The following is a 17,050-nucleotide window of genomic DNA, read 5'->3' as shown; positions in this document are numbered from 1 at the left end:
CAATTAGTATAATCTCATAGGTTTTGAAAATCTATGAGGTTTTTTATTATTAAAAAGTTCTATTAATACTTTGTATAAATGAATATAAGTATTTAAAAATAGCAGTGCGAATATAATTTTGTTTTAAGAAAATAGTATGGAAATAGGAATAAACAGTTTTGCATCAGGTACAATTGAAAGCGCAGCTGAAGGTGCAGTTATACTCGAAAATTTACTGACTCGAATAGAACAGGCTGATCAGGCGGGTTTATCAATCTTTGGCATTGGTGAACATCATCGCAGTGATTTTTTTGATTCAGCGCCAACGGTTATTTTAGCTGCGGCTTCCGCCAGAACTAAAAAAATAAAACTAACCAGCGCAGTAACTATTTTGAGTGCCGCCGATCCGGTCAGAGTTTTTCAGGAATTTGCAACACTTGATCTTATTTCCAGAGGGAGAGCAGAACTAGTGTTGGGACGCGGCTCGTTTACAGAATCATTTCCTTTATTTGGATTTAAATTTGAAGATTATAATGCTCTTTTTGAAGAAAAATTAGATCTTTTAATCCAAATACAAAATAATAAAGAGGTAAGCTGGTCAGGGAAATTCAGAGCACCTTTAAAAAATCAAATGATATACCCTAGACCTTTTCAAGAAACGATACCTCTGTGGATTGGCGCTGGCGGAACCCCTGAATCCTTTGTAAGAGCGGGTAAATTAGGACTGCCGCTTATGATTGCCATTATTGGAGGTGAACCAAAACGGTTTAGAGGGTTGGTTGATTTGTATAAAGAAGCAGGACGACTGGCTGGACATTCTCCTGAAAAATTAAAAGTAGGCATTCATTGTTTCGGATATGTAGCATCTAATAAAAGCAAGGCACTGAATGATTACTTTCCCGGATACGCAGAAACGTTTACCAGAATAGGTAAAGAACGAGGATGGCCAGCTGTAACACAATCTTATTTTAATACTCAGGTAAGTGGTGCTGGATCTTTGCTTGTAGGAGAACCTCAGGAGGTAGCAGACAAAATAATGAAAATTAGTGAAGATTTAGAGGGTATCTCCAGATTTACTTTTCAAATGGATAATGCCGGATTATCGCATAAACAGCTCATGAGATCAATTGAATTGATTGGAAGCAAGTTAATTCCAATAATTAATAACTAATCAGATATTGAAGACGACAAATAATTCCAACAAACAGTCTTATTAACAACTGGAAATAGCGAATTCATAGTTGAAAGCTTTCAAAGAAAGAAGAATTCATTGGTAAATTATAGTAGAGATTTAAAAAGAATAAAGCCACTGTCTTCCAGTGGCTTTATTTGTTTTTCTGTGGGCGATGAGGGGTTCGAACCCCCAATCAGTTCCGATTAAAAATCAGAATGCTCTTAACGAACAGAGCTAATTTTGTTTTTTAATTATTGTCTCAATTTTATTTCGCAGGTTAATATTTCCTCTACTTATAAGTGGAAAACCGCAAATGGAATTCAATACAATTTAGGTGTATCAATCTTAATTATCTTAAACAGTAAAAATGAAATCAGCGAATATTATAGAATAAGTTCTTTCACAAATTCTATAGAAGAAGTTGAAACATTTGCATTACAAAGAACTTCAAATATGTGCTTTAGAGTTTCTCTCTAAAGCTATTTATACAGGATTTATAAAAAATCCCATTCCCTTTTTTTATTTTTTTTCATAAAATAACAATTCTTTGGTAGGGTAATCTGCATCAAAGCTGTTTTAGTATTGAACTTTATCAAAAGAATAAATATGAAAAGAAAAAAAATAGCATTTGTAATTGTCGCCTTGTTGTTACTGGTTTCGGCGGGTATATATTTTTATTACGGATTTCTCTTTAAGGAAGCACGTAATATAGAATCAGAAATGCCGGATTTTAGTATAACAGCAGCAAAATTACTTAAAGATTATAACTCAAATCCGAAAAAGGCAGATTCACTGTATCTCAATAAAACAATTGAAATTACCGGTAAAGTAACCAAAGAAACAGACTCTGTGATCATACTTGAAAGTACTGTTTTTTGTTTGTTTACCCAAAAAATAAAAGAGAAACATATAAATAATAAAGTAACGGTTAAAGGCAAATGTATTGGTTATGATGAACTATTTGAGGAGGTTAAATTAGACCAATGCACCATTAATAAATAAATAAATAAAATAATTAATCAATTTATGAAGAAATTTTTAGTCCCAATCTGCCTTTTTTTTGCTACCATGGCATATTCGCAAGAAGATTTACTGAACGGTCTTGATTCTACTCAGGTAGAAGAAAGCTACTCGACAGCAACTTTTAAGGCTTTACAGCTGGTAACCTTACAGACAACGAAAATGCCTGCGAAAAAAGAGTTTTATTTTGTAGTCTCACACCGTTTTGGTACTGTAAAAGATGGTTTTGATAGTTTTTTTGGTCTTGATAACGCTACTACAAAATTAGGTGGTATTTATGGAGTTACAGATTGGTTATCAGTAAGTCTTTCCAGACATACGTTAAACAAAATGTATGAAACCGGAGTGAAATACCGAATGATGAGGCAAGATGCCAATTTTCCTGTAGATATTGTCGGGTACAGTGTTGCGGATATCAATACATTTTTAGAAACGGATCAATATCCCGGCTTAGAATTTAAACATCGTATGACTTACGTGCAACAGTTGTTGATATCAAGAAAAGTGAGTGAAAAATTATCATTAGAATTAGTGCCATCATTTGTACACAAAAACCTCTATAACCCTGATATAGAAAGAGATAATCAGTTTTCTTTTGGTGGTGGAGGACGTTACAAAATAACGAAAAGATTATCTGTCAATTTAGAGTATATGCACAATTTTGACAAACCTGAATTTTACAAAAACCCATTATCAGTAGGTCTGGATGTAGAAACCGGCGGACACGTTTTTCAACTAATATTTACCAATTCACAAGCCATGAGTGAGAGCGGATATCTTACTAATGCCTCTGGTGACTGGGGAAAGGGAGATTTCTTTTTTGGATTTAACCTATACAGAGTATTTTAATAACTACAAACAAATAAATTATGAAAAAGGCAATAGTACTTACAATTTTACTTGCTGCACTAACGAGTTGCAGTGATTCTGACACATTTCAGGATATCGAAACACCGCCAGACACAGTAACACCTCCTGGACCCGGAACACCAACTCCTGAACCAGTAGCCACATTTAGCTATACTAAAAACGCTAAAGCAGTTATTGATGCCAATTGTATAGGCTGTCATCAAAGCGGAAGATCTGCAGGTTTCAGACCTCTTACTACATATGCCGAAGTAAAAGCAGCAGTTGAAAACGCAGGTTTATTAAGTCGAATTCAATTACAAACCGGACAACAAGGTATCATGCCTCAGGCAGGAAGAATGTCTCAGGCAAATATAGATATCATTGTAAAATGGAATACAGACGGACTTAAAGAAAATTAATCATTATGAAAAAACCACTTATTAATTTCGTTGTATTGCTATTGATAATTGTTGTAAATACAAATGGATTTGCGCAAAAATTGATTACAAAAACAGGCAGTATAAAATTTCAGGCTTCTATGTCTTCGTATGAAGAAGTTTCTGCTGAAAATAAAAGTGCGTCTGCAGTTTTAGAACAATCAACAGGAGATTTTGCTGCTTTGGTTCTTATAAAAGGCTTCCGTTTTAAGGTGGCTTTAATGGAGGAACATTTCAACGAAAATTACATGGAATCTGAAAAGTTCTCAAAAGCCACATTAAAAGGTAAAATAGAAGATTTTGATATTTCTAAAGTTACAAATACAGCTAAAAATTTCACTTTAAAAGGAGATCTTACCATTCATGGAAAAGCACAACCTGTATCAGTTATCGTAAAAGTTTCAAAAGCTGCTAACGGGGTTAATGCTATTGGTTCTTTTGAAGTAAAACCGGAAGATTTTGATATAGAAATACCGAATTTGGTTAGAAAAAAAATTGCTGATAAAATAAAAATTAATTATAATTTTTTATTGATTAAATGATCGTTTTCAATACATCAATATTTAGATAATAGAAATTACCCACTACTATTAGCTAAATAGATATCTTTTTGATTTGGAAGATCATCAAACATGACTAATGTTATGAGGTCAGTTTCATACCTAGCTGACCTCTTTTTTTAAATAATCCTAACTAAAATTTTAAATGATCTGTAAAAATTATGTTGTTACCGGAGAGGATGTAGATGATGTTATGGTAATGGAAAGTAATGCGTATATCTCATACACGCTTCGATTATTATATCATTTTTTGTTTAATAACGGATTTTCAAAAGAGAAACTCAATGCTTCGCATCTAGGCTTACAAGAAGGAAATCATGTATTAGTCTGTTATAAAAATTTGATGTTTACCGAGCCTTTTTTTGTTAAAATGGAAAATTGTTATATGGATGACAAAATCAAAATTAAAAGTTGCTTTTTCAACTCAAAAAACGAATGCTGTGCAGAAGTTACTAAAGAAGTAGAATGGTTTGATTCTATTCGTAGAGAAGTAATCGTAGCACCCAAACAAATACTGCAGCATTTTAATCAGAATACAAGAGTGTAAAACTAACTTAGGAACTGTGTCTATTATCTGTTCACACTATGAATGGATATGCTAATAAAAAACGGATAGGAAGTTAAGGTTAATTAAGAGCAAGATTTTTTTGGATCAAGAACAAATCTTGGGGATGAAATGTCAAAATAAAATGAGAAATTTGCAATCTAAGAATTTAAGATGACCCCTATAGAGCTTTTAAAATTTATGCTTCCTGATTTTTTAGTAGATCATTTTGAAGTAGTTTCTTCCGCTAATACAGAAGAGATATTACACTTGTATTTTGAAGAGAAAATTAAGCCTCCACAAGAATTTAGTTCCTTTGAACTGGTCTCAAAGGGATTTCAGGATGAGATTACTATTCAGGATTTCCCTTTGAGGGGTAAGTATGTGTATCTGCACATTAAAAGACGTCGTTGGACCAATAAAAACACAGGAGAAATTATTAAAAGAGATTGGAATTTAGTAGCCAAGGGAACCCGCATGACTCAAGAGTTTGCGGCTTTTTTAAAAGAAATTAATAGATAAGAGTTCTACTGATTGTCACACCATTGGAGGCTTCTTCGGGGTTAACGGTAAAAAACTTCAAAGACAATATAAAAAGCACCTGAGTTGCTTCACTTCCTGGGCTCCACGCGAACATGCTCACCAGTGGATTGTTTACCCTGGGAATATGGGTACACATTTATCAATTGATGAAGTAGCTTTGTCTCAGGGAGAGCTTTACACCATTGTGACCAACAAGAAATTTAAAGGTAAAAAAGGCTCCCTGGTGGCTATTGTTGCCGGAACAAAAGCAGATCAGGTCATAGAGCACATTAGTAAGATAGATTACAAAAAGAGATCGGGTGTACAAGAAATAACACTCGATATGGCCAATTCTATGAAACTAATATCAAAAAGATGTTTCTCCAAAGCCATACAAGTTACCGATAGGTTCCATGTTCAAAAGTTAGCGCTGGAAGCCTTACAAGAGATCAGGATCAAACACCGATGGGAAGCCATGGAGGCTGAGAATCATTTGATATCGCTGGCAAAAAGAGAAAATAAAGCATATATACCACAACTTTTATCCAATGGAGATTCCGTTAAACAGCTACTGGCAAGAAGTAGATATCTGTTATACAAATCTCGAGAAAAATGGACCAAGGATCAACAAGAAAGAGCGCAAATCCTCTTTGAATTATATTCCGATATAAAAACAGCATATAATCTAAATCAACAACTTCGAGGGATTTACAATAACAACAATGACAAACACATTGCAATGACCAAACTGGCTCATTGGTATAGAAATGTTGAGGAGTCAGGTTTTAAAAACTTTAATAATTTACTCAATACCATAACTTTTAATTACCAGTCAATCTTAAACTATTTTGATAACAGAAGTACAAATGCTTCGGCAGAATCTTTCAATGCAAAAATAAAAGCATTTAGAAGCCAATTTAGAGGAGTAAGAAATATAGACTTCTTCTTATTTAGATTATCTAATCTTTTTGCATAATCCCCAATTTTTGCGCATGATCCATTTTTTTGTTCTTGATCCAATATTTACTCTACTATTTCCAACTAAAAAAACCTCCAAAATCAAATGACTATGGAGGTTTATAAATTTTGGTGGGCGATGAGGGGTTCGAACCCCCGACCCCCTCGGTGTAAACGAGGTGCTCTGAACCAGCTGAGCTAATCGCCCTATTTTACTAGGTTGTTATTTGTGATAGCGAATGCAAATATACAGCTAGAATTCGTATTTGCAAGTATTTTTAGAAAAAAAATGAAATATTTTTTAATGATTCTGTTTACCTCGCTATTCTTCAGCTTTTTAAAAAGTAACGTTTTCTTAGTATTAAGTTAAAAAATGAAAACTGAAAAGGTAATTTGGAATATTCTTTTGTATTCACTCGCTAGAATCATACATTTGCATACCTTAATTGTATACTCAAATGGCTAGATTTCAAGAAAACGATTTACCTAAAGCTAAATTAGACTCTAATTCCCTTCAAAAAGCACTCCGAATTTTTAAATATGGTAAAAGTCACAAATGGAAATTTTTCCTTGGCTTGATTTTTCTCTTATTAACCAGCGCCACTGCCCTCGCCTTCCCTAAATTAATGGGAATGTTGGTCGATTGTGTTACCAATAAAGATCTAAGCAGGGCAAACGAAATTGCTGCTGGACTTATGGTAATTCTTACCTTACAGGCAATCTTCTCTTTTTCAGAATTTCTCTTTTTGTAAATTTTACTGAAAACTCACTTTCTAATATTCGTTTTGCATTATACGAAAACCTGGTAAAACTACCAATGTCTTTCTATTCTCAAAAACGTGTTGGAGAATTGAACAGCCGTATCAGCGCTGATATTTCGCAATTACAAGATACTTTTACCACAACAATTGCTGAGTTTTTACGTCAGTTAATTTTGATTATTGGAGGTTTTGTTATTTTAGGAAGTATTAGCCCTAAATTAACTTTAATGATGTTGGCCATTGTTCCGATTGTAGCCGTTGCTGCGGTTATTTTTGGAAGATTTATTCGTAAATACGGAAAAAAAACACAGGACAAAGTAGCCGAAAGCCAGGTAATTGTTGAAGAAACTTTACAAGGAATCAGCAATGTAAAAGCTTTTGCAAACGAATGGTACGAAATTCAGCGTTATAAAAATAAGATCAAAGAAATTGTGAAAATCGCAATTAAAGGTGGTCAGTACAGAGGATATTTTGCATCGTTTATTATTCTATGCCTTTTTGGATGCGTGGTTGCGGTAGTATGGTACGGAATCACATTGACTATAAAAGGTGAAGTTGAAGGTGTCGGAGATTTAATTTCATTCGTACTTTATACAACCTTTATTGGTGCTTCTTTTGGAGGAATTGCCGAGATGTATGCTCAAATTCAAAAAGCGGTTGGAGCAACTGAACGCGTTTTTGAATTATTAGAAGAAGTTCCTGAAGCTATCAATGCAAATCAAAAAGGAACTCTTATAGAAAAAATTAAAGGGAATGTTTCTTTCAAAAATGTTGCTTTTAGTTATCCTTCCCGCAAGGAAGTTGAAGTTTTAAAAGATGTGAATTTCACTGCAGAATTCGGTCAAAAAATAGCGATTGTTGGTCCGAGTGGTGCCGGAAAATCTACTATTTCATCTTTATTATTACGCTTTTACGATATAACTTCAGGTGGAATTCTGGTTGACGGTAAAAATATCTACGATTATGACTTAGAAAATCTTCGTGGAAACATGAGCATTGTTCCCCAGGATGTGATTTTATTTGGAGGAACCATCAGAGAAAACATTGCATACGGAAAACCTGATGCTTCTGAAGAAGAAATCATGTTAGCAGCAAAACAAGCTAATGCATTAAATTTTGTAGAAGGTTTTCCTGAAAAATTTGAAACATTGGTTGGAGAACGCGGTGTAAAATTATCTGGAGGTCAACGTCAAAGAATTGCGATCGCAAGAGCTTTACTTAAAAATCCGAGTATTTTAATTTTAGATGAAGCAACTTCATCTTTAGATAGTGAAAGCGAAAAATTAGTTCAGGAAGCGCTGGAAGTTTTGATGGAAGGAAGAACAAGCATTATTATTGCGCACCGTCTTTCAACTATTAGAAATGCAGATAAAATCCTGGTTTTAGATAACGGAAAAATTACAGAAGAAGGAACACATCAGGAGCTTATAAATCTCGAAAACGGTATTTATAAAAACCTGAGTAATCTGCAGTTTAGTAACTCTTAAGAAATTCTAAATTCCAATTATAAAGCAAACCCGACAAGTTTTAAAAGCCTGTCGGGTTTGCTTTTTCTGGATATAAATGTTAAACCGAACTAAAGGCCGGTTTATATATGAGGAATAGATAATGTTCAAAAAAACTATAGGGTTTAATGCAAAAAGCTCCAATAATAAATTGGAGCTTTTTTTATATAAATTGTAAACTGACATAGAAAACTGAAAACTATTTTCCTTTTCTACGTTTACGTTCTGCTTTAATCATAGATAATTCGCGGCTTGTTTGTCCTGCAACTGAAGTGTTTTCCTCAGCACGACGAATTAAGTACGGCATAACATCTTTTACGGGGCCAAATGGCAAGTATTTAGCGACGTTATAACCATTTTCAGCTAAGTTGTAACTAATGTTATCACTCATGCCATATAATTGCCCAAACCAGATTCTGGTATCATTTTTAGCAATTCCTTTTTCCTGCATCATTTCCATCAATTTATAAGAACTCAATTCGTTATGAGTTCCTGCGAAAATTGACATAGTCTCTAAATGATCTAACATATAATGAACAGCTGCATCGTAGTTTACGTCTGTTGCTTCTTTAGAAACGCAAATTGGTGAAACGTAATTTTTTTCTTCGGCTCTTTTGTTTTCTTTTTCCATATAAGCACCGCGAACTAATTTCATTCCAATAAAAAAGCCTTCATTTTTGGCAATTTCATGTAGTTTTTTCAAATAATCCAAGCGATCCCAACGGTACATTTGCAATGTGTTGAAAACAATAGCTTTTTCTTTATTGTATTTACGCATCATATCGGTAACCAGGTCATCAGCTGCATCCTGCATCCAACTTTCTTCACCATCAATTAATAAAGCCACATCTTTTTTATGAGCTTCACTGCAAACTTTGTCAAAACGCGCTACAACTCTATCCCACTCTGCTTGTTCTGCCGGACTTAAAGTTTGTTTTTCGCCCAATTTCTCATATAATTCAAAACGTCCTAAACCTGTTGGTTTGAAAACAGCAAATGGAATTGCTAAACGTTCTTTAGCAAATTCGATTGTTTTTAAAGTCATTTCTAAAGCTGCATCAAATTGTGCTTCTTCTTCCTTTCCTTCCACTGAATAATCTAAAACAGATGAAACGCCTTTTGTAAACATTTTATCTACTACAGTTATACAGTCATCTTCATTTACTCCTCCACAAAAATGATCAAAAACTGTTGCACGAATCAATCCTTCAACTGGAAGATGCGCTTTGATAGCAAAATTAGTTACAGCAGTTCCAATTCTTACCAAAGGTTCGCTATCAATCATTTTAAAAAGAAAATAAGCTCTGTCAAGTTCAGTATCACTTTTAAGCGAAAATGCTACTTGAGTGTTATCAAATATTTTTTTCATTTAGGTTGTTTTTTGTGCAAATATAGAGAGAGTTTTGAATATTATTTAATAAAACAGGTCGTATTTTGCGTTCAGTACTGTTAAAATGCTAAAGTAAGCTTTAACAGAAAAAACAATATTTTGCAAAATGACAAAAAAATATGACAAAATAGAATTTGGTTATTTAATACCATTTTATTTAAGCTGTTTTTGAAACAAATTATACTTAAAGTTTGAATATTATTTAGTTAAAAATGCCGTATTTTGTGGTTTCATAAACCAAAAAGAAATATGCAATCAATTCAAGCCAATAATTATCTAGTGCATTTCAACCAAAATGCATATATAGCCTTAAATGCACATTTAAAAGAAAATAAATACTCTAATTTGTTTATTGTAGTTGATAATGAAACAAATGAACATTGCTTACCAAAATTTTTGCCTTTACTTGAAACCGATTTAAATATTGAAATTATTGAATTTGAAGCCGGGGAAGCGAATAAAAATATAGAAACCTGTATTCAGATATGGAATGTATTAACAGAACTTGGTGCGGACAGAAAATCGCTTATAATCAACGTTGGTGGTGGTGTTGTGACTGATTTAGGCGGATTTGTGGCTTCAACTTTCAAACGTGGCGTTAATTTTATCAATATTCCAACAACTTTATTATCTATGGTTGATGCTTCTGTTGGAGGAAAAACGGGAGTTGACTTAGGAAATCTTAAAAATCAAATTGGCGTTATTAACGTACCTCAAATGGTTTTAATCGATACAAACTATCTTGAAACTTTATCGCAAAGCGAAATGCGTTCTGGTTTAGCTGAAATGCTAAAACACGGACTGATATATGACTCCGCCTACTGGAAACAGTTTTTAGATTTAAAATCGATTGATTATGCTGATTTTGATGAACTAATTTACCGTTCTGTTGAAATTAAAAATAATATCGTAATTCAGGATCCAACAGAAAAAAACATTCGTAAAGCTTTAAACTTCGGGCATACTTTAGGACATGCTATTGAAAGTTATTTTCTGGAAAGCGAAACCAAAACAACTTTATTGCACGGTGAAGCAATCGCTATCGGAATGATTCTGGAAAGTTATATCTCATTGCATAAAAACTTAATTTCTACTGAAGAATATAATGAAATTAAAAGTACTCTTAAAAGCATTTATGACGATGTCCAAATTGAAGAAAATGACATTGATCCGATATTGGAATTGCTTATTCATGACAAAAAAAATGAGTATGGATTAATTCAGTTTGCTTTAATTGAAGGAATCGGGAAAATAAGAATTAATCAATCTGTTGAAAATAAATTGATTCTGGAAGCGTTTCAAGATTATAAATCTTAAACTTTTTTTAATCAAAAGCATTGCTTTAGGTATATATTATTTTTTACATTTGCCACGATGAAAACAAACAGAAAACAAAGACACTTTAGTTCTTATAGAAACCGCCTCAATAGTTCTTTACTAAGAATACTGAATCGTTTTTATAATAGTAAAAGTCCTTTTTGTTTTGAAGTGTTTTTAGACTCGAAAGCAGAACACGAAAAACTGGAAATTGTATTTGCCAATATTAGGGTTTGAATTTTAGATTTAACTCCGTTTACTAAATTTAAAAATTTCAACTTAAAATATTTAAAAATAAATGAATACAAAATATTCCGACCTAATTAATCAAACGTATTACTTTCCTCAAGAGGAATTTAAATTGAACAAAGACAACTTACAGTTTCATAATATCGATTTGATGAAATTGGTTGAACAATACGGAACCCCATTAAAATTTACCTACTTACCACAAATTTCTGAAAACATTAATAAGGCAAAAGCCTGGTTCAGAAAATCAATGGAAAAAAACAAATACGAAGCAAAGTATTACTATTGTTATTGTACAAAAAGCTCTCATTTTGAATATATTATGAATGAAGCTTTTAAGAATAATATTCACGTAGAAACTTCTTCTGCATTTGACATCAATATTGTTGAAAATTTGTTGGAGAATGGTAAAATCAACAAGAGTACGTATGTAATTTGTAATGGATTTAAAAGAGACGAGTATATTTCCAATATTGCAAGACTAATTAATAACGGACATAAAAATACTATTCCGATTATTGATAATTATGAAGAATTAGATTTGCTTCAGGCTGAAATCAAAGGAAAATTCAAAATTGGAATTCGAATTGCGGCTGAGGAAGAACCTAAATTTGAGTTTTACACGTCAAGATTAGGTATAGGATACAAAAACATAGTTTCGTTTTATAAAAAACAAATTCAGGAAAATGATAAATTAGAGCTAAAAATGCTTCACTTTTTTATCAATACCGGAATTAACGATACAGCATATTACTGGAATGAGTTGGTAAAGTGTATTAAAGTATACATTGCGCTTAAAAAGGAATGCCCTACTCTTGATGGCTTGAACATTGGAGGTGGTTTCCCAATTAAAAACTCTCTTGCATTTGAATATGATTACCAATATATGATTGATGAAATTATCAATCAGATTAAAATTGCATGCGATGAGGCCGAAGTTGATGTTCCAAACATCTTTACAGAATTTGGATCATTTACAGTTGGTGAAAGCGGTGGCGCAATCTATCAGATTTTATATCAAAAACAACAAAATGATAGAGAGAAATGGAATATGATTGACTCGTCATTCATTACCACTTTGCCAGATACTTGGGCGATAAACAAACGTTTTATCATGTTGGCGGTTAACCGTTGGAATGATACTTACGAGCGGGTTTTATTAGGTGGTTTGACTTGCGATAGTGACGACTATTACAATTCAGAACAAAATATGAACGCGATTTATCTGCCTAAATACAACAAAGAAAAGCCATTGTACATTGGTTTCTTTAATACAGGTGCGTATCAGGAAACAATTGGAGGATACGGAGGTTTACACCACTGTTTGATTCCGCAGCCTAAACATATTTTAATAGATCGTGATGAAAACGGAATTATTGGCACTGAGGTTTTCTCAGAACAACAGACTTCTGACGATGTTTTAAAGATTTTAGGCTACACAAAAAAAATATAAAAAAAAACTTGCAAATTAAATGTTAATATCTATAAAATTATTAATTTGCAGTATCATCTAAAAGGTTAAACTTTTAATTCAAAAAAAACAAAAAAAATGAAAGGACCAATCAGTCAGTTTATTGAAAAACATTATTTACACTTTAACTCTGCTGCCTTAGTTGATGCTGCAAAAGCATATGAACAACAACTGGCAAACGGTGCTAAAATGATGGTTAGTATGGCTGGCGCTATGAGTACAGCAGAAATTGGTAAAATTTTTGCCGAAATAATTAGACAAGATAAAGTACAAATTATTTCTTGTACCGGAGCCAATCTGGAAGAAGATGTCATGAATTTAGTTGCACACTCTCACTATGAAAGAGTGCCAAATTATCGTGATTTGACACCTGAAGACGAATGGGCTTTACTAGAAAGAGGATTAAATCGTGTTACCGACACTTGTATTCCTGAGCATGAAGCATTTCGTCGTTTACAAAAACATATTTACAAGATCTGGAAAGATGCTGATGATAAAGGAGAACGTTATTTTCCACATGAATTTATGTATAAAATGCTGTTGTCTGGTGTATTAGAAGAATATTATGAGATCGATTTAAAAGATAGCTGGATGTACGCTGCTGCTGAGAAAAATTTGCCTATTATTGTTCCGGGATGGGAAGATAGTACAATGGGAAATATCTTTGCTTCATATGTAATCAAAGGCGATTTAAAAGCATCTACCATGAAATCAGGAATTGAATATATGACATTCCTTGCTGACTGGTATCCAAAAAATAGTGCTAATGGAATTGGATTTTTCCAAATTGGTGGTGGTATTGCAGGAGATTTTCCTATTTGTGTGGTACCAATGTTGTATCAGGATATGGAAATGCATGATATTCCATTTTGGAGTTATTTCTGCCAAATCTCAGATTCAACAACCAGTTATGGTTCTTATTCTGGAGCAGTACCAAATGAGAAAATCACTTGGGGTAAATTAGATATAAAAACCCCGAAATTTATTATTGAGTCGGATGCTACGATTGTTGCACCGTTAATTTTTGCTTATTTATTAGATTTATAGATATTTTATGAAAAGAGTTATAGTAGACTACGCTAAACTTACCAATGAAATTTTAAACCTTTTGGTAGAAAAGTTTCCTGATGGTTATGATGATTCGGATGTAATCCGTTTTAGAAATGCTAAAAACGAATTGATCGAAGCTGTTGAAGTTCGTACTGAAGACACTATTTATTTAGTAAAAATTAGTACTAAACTTGCTGACAGAATCGAGAACTACGATGAAGACGATGATATCGACGTAGATGTTGACGTAATCGAACCAGTAAAAGGACTTGATCTTGATGATGATATTGATGATGACGAGGAAGATGAAAAAGAAGATAAGCCAGATGTTGATGGTGGTGATGACGATGATGATGACAGAGACCCGGATGATATTGCTGACGAAGATGATGATGAAGACGATGAGGATTAATTTCTCTTTCTAAATAAACTAAAGGAACTCTACTCGGGTTCCTTTTTTTATTAACCCGGATTAAAACCTGATATTTTCTTTAAATAATAAATTTAATGTTTTATGTTTTATAAGAAATTTCTTTAAATTTATATTTAAAAATAACACTCAATGAACACAGAACTATTACACGCCAAACTAAAAGAGAATTTTGGATTTGAAAAATTTCGTCCAAATCAGGAAACAATAATCAATACAATACTTACCGGTCAGGATACTTTGGCAATTATGCCTACAGGTGGCGGAAAATCGATATGTTTTCAACTGCCTGCTTTAGTTCTGCCTGGAATTACTATTGTCATTTCTCCACTAATCGCGTTAATGAAAGATCAGGTTGATAGTTTAAAAACTAACGGAATTAATGCCTGTTATATCAATAGCAGTCAATCTGGCGAGGAACAGCAATTTTATATTGATAATTTAAAATCGAATAATTTTAAACTGGTTTATATTGCTCCTGAAAGTTTATCTTATCTGGATGTTGTTTTTAATGAACTGACTATTAGCCTTATCGCAATTGACGAAGCACATTGTATTTCATCCTGGGGACATGATTTCAGACCTGCTTACACTAATTTAGGATATTTAAAGAGCCGCTTCCCTTCTACTCCGGTTTTAGCTTTGACCGCAACAGCTGATAAAGCAACGCGTACCGATATTACAAAACAACTCAAATTAAAAAACCCGAAAACATTTATAGCTTCATTTGACAGGAAGAATTTAAGTTTAGAAGTTCGCCCGGCGCTTGATCGTGTAAAACAAATTATAGATTTTGTCGAAAATAAACCAAATGAATCAGGGATAATTTATTGCCTAAGCAGAAAGACAACTGAGGAACTTGCTGATAAATTACAAAAGCAGGGAATTACGGCAAAAGCATATCATGCAGGTTTAGATAATAAACTGCGAGCCAAAACACAAGATGAATTTATAAATGATGATTGTCAGGTGGTTTGTGCTACAATTGCTTTCGGAATGGGAATTGATAAATCGAATGTTCGTTGGGTGATTCATTATAATTTACCCAAAAATATTGAAGGCTATTATCAGGAAATTGGCCGTGCCGGCCGTGATGGCTTGCCTGCAGAAACTATTTTGTTTGAAAGTTATGCCGATGTGATTCAGTTACAGAAGTTTGCTTCTGAAGGGTTGAATTCTGATGTTCAGCTGGCAAAGTTGGAAAGAATGAAACAATATGCCGATGCATTGAGCTGTAGAAGAAAAATTCTACTCTCCTATTTTGGTGAATTGGTTAAAGAGAATTGCGGTAACTGCGATATTTGTAAAAATCCTCCAACTTTTTTCGATGGTACGATTCTCGCGCAAAAAGCTTTATCAGCTATTAGTCGCTTACAGGAATCTGAACCTTTGGCTGTAATTGTAGATTTTTTAAGAGGCTCAAAAAATGCGTATATCTACGAAAAAAATTATCAAAACTTAAAAACATACGGAATTGGTGCTGATATTTCATGGTACGATTGGAATCAATATTTAATTCAACTAATTAATTTGGGTTATTGTGAGATTGCCTTTCATCAGCACAACAAAATCTTACTAACTCCTTTTGCTAAAAAAGTTTTGTTCGAAGGCGAAAAAGTAAAATTAAACACAGTTGTTAAAAAAGTAATTGATAAAAGCGAAATCAAAGAACCAAAAGCTAAAACAACTAAAAGTTCTCTTTTTGAAATACTTCGAAAATTACGTTACGAGATTGCTAAAGATGAAGAAGTTCCTGCCTATGTAATTTTTAGCGATGCCGCTTTAAGACAAATGGAAACGCTACGACCAATGAGCGACGAAGAATTCCTTGCAATTGAAGGTGTTGGAAAAGCTAAACTCGAAAAATATGGCTCTGAATTTATAGATGCAATTATTTATTATGAAAAAGTAAAAAAAGCAAATACTAAAGTTAAAAAAGAAAGCAATACTTATAAAACAACTTTAGAACTTTTTAAAAACGGAAACAGCATTGAAGAAATTGCGGGAAAACGAAATTTAGGGCAAACAACAATTGTTTCACACCTGACAAAACTATATGTAGATGGTGAAGACATAGATCTAAGTTCATTTATTACTGAGGATGAAGTTAAACAATTGCATAAAGCACAAATAGTACTGGAGTATCCAACAGCACTAAAACCTTATTACGACCATTTTGAAGAAAAATTATCTTATGATAAGATACGCTTTGGTCTCGCTATTGTTGAAAGGAATAAATAGTCTTGTGTCAAAACAAAAAATCCTGTGAAATTATTCACAGGATTTTTTTATGCTAAATATTTTAAAGATTATAAATATCTCTCCTGAAAAACATTTTGATGATGCTTTTGATGCCCTATGATAACAAAACCTAATGCTCGAACAGAAATCTGAATATTAGAAGCTGTTCCAATACGTTTAAGCTGTTCTTCAGATAAACTTTTGTATAATAATAACGTTGAATGTCTTAACGCAGAAAGTTCAGTTAATAAATCCTGAATACTTCTACTGTTTGAGTTGGTGCTGTTTGCGTAATCATCTTCTTCAAAACTAGCCAAAGGAGTTTTGTCATTTCTTGAAAATCGTAATGCACGATATGCAAAAATACGTTCGCAATCTATAAGATGCTGAATAATATCTTTGATGGTCCACTTTCCTTCTGCATATCGATAATCAAATTTATCCATCGGAATATTTTGAACAAACCTGATAAAATCATGAAGTGAAATTTCTAATTCTTCGATCAAATTAACCTCTCCGGCTTCTTTAATATAAGTTGCAAATCCACCTGAATACTCATTTTCTAATAATTGACTTGAATTCATTTTTACTATT

General features: G+C 33.0%; 15 protein-coding genes, 1 tRNA gene and 1 pseudogene. 14 read left to right on the top strand and 3 right to left on the bottom strand.

The features are described from left to right. Nucleotides 1-136: 136 nt before the first annotated feature. From IHE43_RS14030 to IHE43_RS13995, 8 genes are all read left to right on the top strand, one after another. Nucleotides 137-1,150 (top strand): LLM class flavin-dependent oxidoreductase, encoded by a 1,014-nt coding sequence (locus IHE43_RS14030; RefSeq protein WP_192184461.1) that lies wholly within the window; start codon nt 137-139, stop codon nt 1,148-1,150. A 609-nt stretch (nt 1,151-1,759) separates the two neighbouring features. Further along, complete coding sequence (locus IHE43_RS14025) at nt 1,760-2,155, top strand: hypothetical protein (RefSeq protein WP_192184460.1); 396 nt, start codon at nt 1,760-1,762, stop codon at nt 2,153-2,155. 24 nt (nt 2,156-2,179) lie between these two features. Beyond that, the gene (locus IHE43_RS14020; RefSeq protein WP_192184459.1) at nt 2,180-3,022 is read left to right on the top strand and encodes a DUF5777 family beta-barrel protein; all 843 of its coding nucleotides are present in this window, start codon (nt 2,180-2,182) and stop codon (nt 3,020-3,022) included. 20 nt (nt 3,023-3,042) lie between these two features. Beyond that, nucleotides 3,043-3,441 carry a cytochrome c gene (locus IHE43_RS14015; protein ID WP_192184458.1) on the top strand — a complete coding sequence of 133 codons (399 nt, stop codon included), beginning with the start codon at nt 3,043-3,045 and terminating at the stop codon, nt 3,439-3,441. A 5-nt stretch (nt 3,442-3,446) separates the two neighbouring features. Then, on the top strand, nt 3,447-4,001 hold the full coding sequence (locus IHE43_RS14010) for a YceI family protein (RefSeq protein WP_192184457.1): 555 nt from the start codon (nt 3,447-3,449) through the stop codon (nt 3,999-4,001). Nucleotides 4,002-4,164: 163 nt separating this feature from the next. Continuing rightward, nucleotides 4,165-4,566 carry a hypothetical protein gene (locus IHE43_RS14005; protein WP_192184456.1) on the top strand — a complete coding sequence of 134 codons (402 nt, stop codon included), beginning with the start codon at nt 4,165-4,167 and terminating at the stop codon, nt 4,564-4,566. 171 nt (nt 4,567-4,737) lie between these two features. Next, complete coding sequence (locus IHE43_RS14000; RefSeq protein ID WP_192184455.1) at nt 4,738-5,085, top strand: transposase; 348 nt, start codon at nt 4,738-4,740, stop codon at nt 5,083-5,085. 145 nt (nt 5,086-5,230) lie between these two features. Continuing rightward, entirely contained in the window at nt 5,231-6,061 is an 831-nt protein-coding gene (locus IHE43_RS13995) for a transposase (protein ID WP_225585116.1), read from the top strand. A gap of 111 nt (nt 6,062-6,172) precedes the next feature. Here the strand turns inward: IHE43_RS13995 and IHE43_RS13990 are convergent. Further along, nucleotides 6,173-6,250: transfer RNA gene (locus IHE43_RS13990), tRNA-Val, on the bottom strand. Nucleotides 6,251-6,500: 250 nt separating this feature from the next. On the opposite strand from IHE43_RS13990, the pseudogene IHE43_RS13985 reads away from it, so the two are divergent. Continuing rightward, nucleotides 6,501-8,290, top strand: a pseudogene (locus IHE43_RS13985) (ABC transporter ATP-binding protein). Nucleotides 8,291-8,507: 217 nt separating this feature from the next. On the opposite strand, the gene IHE43_RS13980 reads toward IHE43_RS13985, so the two are convergent. Next, nucleotides 8,508-9,677 (bottom strand): proline dehydrogenase family protein, encoded by a 1,170-nt coding sequence (locus IHE43_RS13980; RefSeq protein ID WP_192184454.1) that lies wholly within the window; start codon nt 9,675-9,677, stop codon nt 8,508-8,510. A 270-nt stretch (nt 9,678-9,947) separates the two neighbouring features. Between IHE43_RS13980 and aroB the strand changes: the two genes are divergently transcribed. The 5 genes from aroB (at nt 9,948) to recQ (ending at nt 16,456) form a co-directional block, all read left to right on the top strand. Further along, nucleotides 9,948-11,015: a 3-dehydroquinate synthase gene (gene aroB, locus IHE43_RS13975; protein WP_192184453.1), complete on the top strand. Its 1,068-nt coding sequence runs from the start codon at nt 9,948-9,950 to the stop codon at nt 11,013-11,015. A 298-nt stretch (nt 11,016-11,313) separates the two neighbouring features. Further along, on the top strand, nt 11,314-12,717 hold the full coding sequence (locus IHE43_RS13970; protein WP_192184452.1) for an arginine decarboxylase: 1,404 nt from the start codon (nt 11,314-11,316) through the stop codon (nt 12,715-12,717). Between the two features lie 96 nt (nt 12,718-12,813). Continuing rightward, on the top strand, nt 12,814-13,782 hold the full coding sequence (locus IHE43_RS13965) for a deoxyhypusine synthase family protein (protein ID WP_026985069.1): 969 nt from the start codon (nt 12,814-12,816) through the stop codon (nt 13,780-13,782). 7 nt (nt 13,783-13,789) lie between these two features. Continuing rightward, nucleotides 13,790-14,197 carry a DNA primase gene (locus IHE43_RS13960; protein ID WP_192184451.1) on the top strand — a complete coding sequence of 136 codons (408 nt, stop codon included), beginning with the start codon at nt 13,790-13,792 and terminating at the stop codon, nt 14,195-14,197. A 150-nt stretch (nt 14,198-14,347) separates the two neighbouring features. Beyond that, nucleotides 14,348-16,456 carry a DNA helicase RecQ gene (gene recQ, locus IHE43_RS13955; protein WP_192184450.1) on the top strand — a complete coding sequence of 703 codons (2,109 nt, stop codon included), beginning with the start codon at nt 14,348-14,350 and terminating at the stop codon, nt 16,454-16,456. Between the two features lie 68 nt (nt 16,457-16,524). Here the strand turns inward: recQ and IHE43_RS13950 are convergent, their stop codons facing one another. Then, nucleotides 16,525-17,040 carry a DinB family protein gene (locus IHE43_RS13950; RefSeq protein ID WP_192184449.1) on the bottom strand — a complete coding sequence of 172 codons (516 nt, stop codon included), beginning with the start codon at nt 17,038-17,040 and terminating at the stop codon, nt 16,525-16,527. Nucleotides 17,041-17,050 lie beyond the last annotated feature (10 nt).

Origin of the sequence: Flavobacterium sp. MDT1-60 (assembly GCF_014844035.1) — a bacterium.
Classification (GTDB): domain Bacteria; phylum Bacteroidota; class Bacteroidia; order Flavobacteriales; family Flavobacteriaceae; genus Flavobacterium.
The sequence above is the reverse complement of the archived record's forward strand: the minus strand, read 5'-3'. Positions and strand labels throughout refer to the sequence as shown.

What these genes read in the sequence shown, in the direction of transcription:
- recQ (WP_192184450.1), top strand. Translation starts at nt 14,348, where the DNA reads ATGAACACAGAACTATTACACGCCAAACTAAAAGAGAATTTTGGATTT.
- IHE43_RS14015 (WP_192184458.1), top strand. Translation starts at nt 3,043, where the DNA reads ATGAAAAAGGCAATAGTACTTACAATTTTACTTGCTGCACTAACGAGT.
- IHE43_RS14005 (WP_192184456.1), top strand. Translation starts at nt 4,165, where the DNA reads ATGATCTGTAAAAATTATGTTGTTACCGGAGAGGATGTAGATGATGTT.
- IHE43_RS13980 (WP_192184454.1), bottom strand. Translation starts at nt 9,677, where the DNA reads ATGAAAAAAATATTTGATAACACTCAAGTAGCATTTTCGCTTAAAAGT.
- IHE43_RS14025 (WP_192184460.1), top strand. Translation starts at nt 1,760, where the DNA reads ATGAAAAGAAAAAAAATAGCATTTGTAATTGTCGCCTTGTTGTTACTG.
- IHE43_RS13950 (WP_192184449.1), bottom strand. Translation starts at nt 17,040, where the DNA reads ATGAATTCAAGTCAATTATTAGAAAATGAGTATTCAGGTGGATTTGCA.
- aroB (WP_192184453.1), top strand. Translation starts at nt 9,948, where the DNA reads ATGCAATCAATTCAAGCCAATAATTATCTAGTGCATTTCAACCAAAAT.
- IHE43_RS13960 (WP_192184451.1), top strand. Translation starts at nt 13,790, where the DNA reads ATGAAAAGAGTTATAGTAGACTACGCTAAACTTACCAATGAAATTTTA.
- IHE43_RS14010 (WP_192184457.1), top strand. Translation starts at nt 3,447, where the DNA reads ATGAAAAAACCACTTATTAATTTCGTTGTATTGCTATTGATAATTGTT.
- IHE43_RS14020 (WP_192184459.1), top strand. Translation starts at nt 2,180, where the DNA reads ATGAAGAAATTTTTAGTCCCAATCTGCCTTTTTTTTGCTACCATGGCA.
- IHE43_RS13970 (WP_192184452.1), top strand. Translation starts at nt 11,314, where the DNA reads ATGAATACAAAATATTCCGACCTAATTAATCAAACGTATTACTTTCCT.
- IHE43_RS13995 (WP_225585116.1), top strand. Translation starts at nt 5,231, where the DNA reads ATGGGTACACATTTATCAATTGATGAAGTAGCTTTGTCTCAGGGAGAG.
- IHE43_RS14000 (WP_192184455.1), top strand. Translation starts at nt 4,738, where the DNA reads ATGACCCCTATAGAGCTTTTAAAATTTATGCTTCCTGATTTTTTAGTA.
- IHE43_RS14030 (WP_192184461.1), top strand. Translation starts at nt 137, where the DNA reads ATGGAAATAGGAATAAACAGTTTTGCATCAGGTACAATTGAAAGCGCA.
- IHE43_RS13965 (WP_026985069.1), top strand. Translation starts at nt 12,814, where the DNA reads ATGAAAGGACCAATCAGTCAGTTTATTGAAAAACATTATTTACACTTT.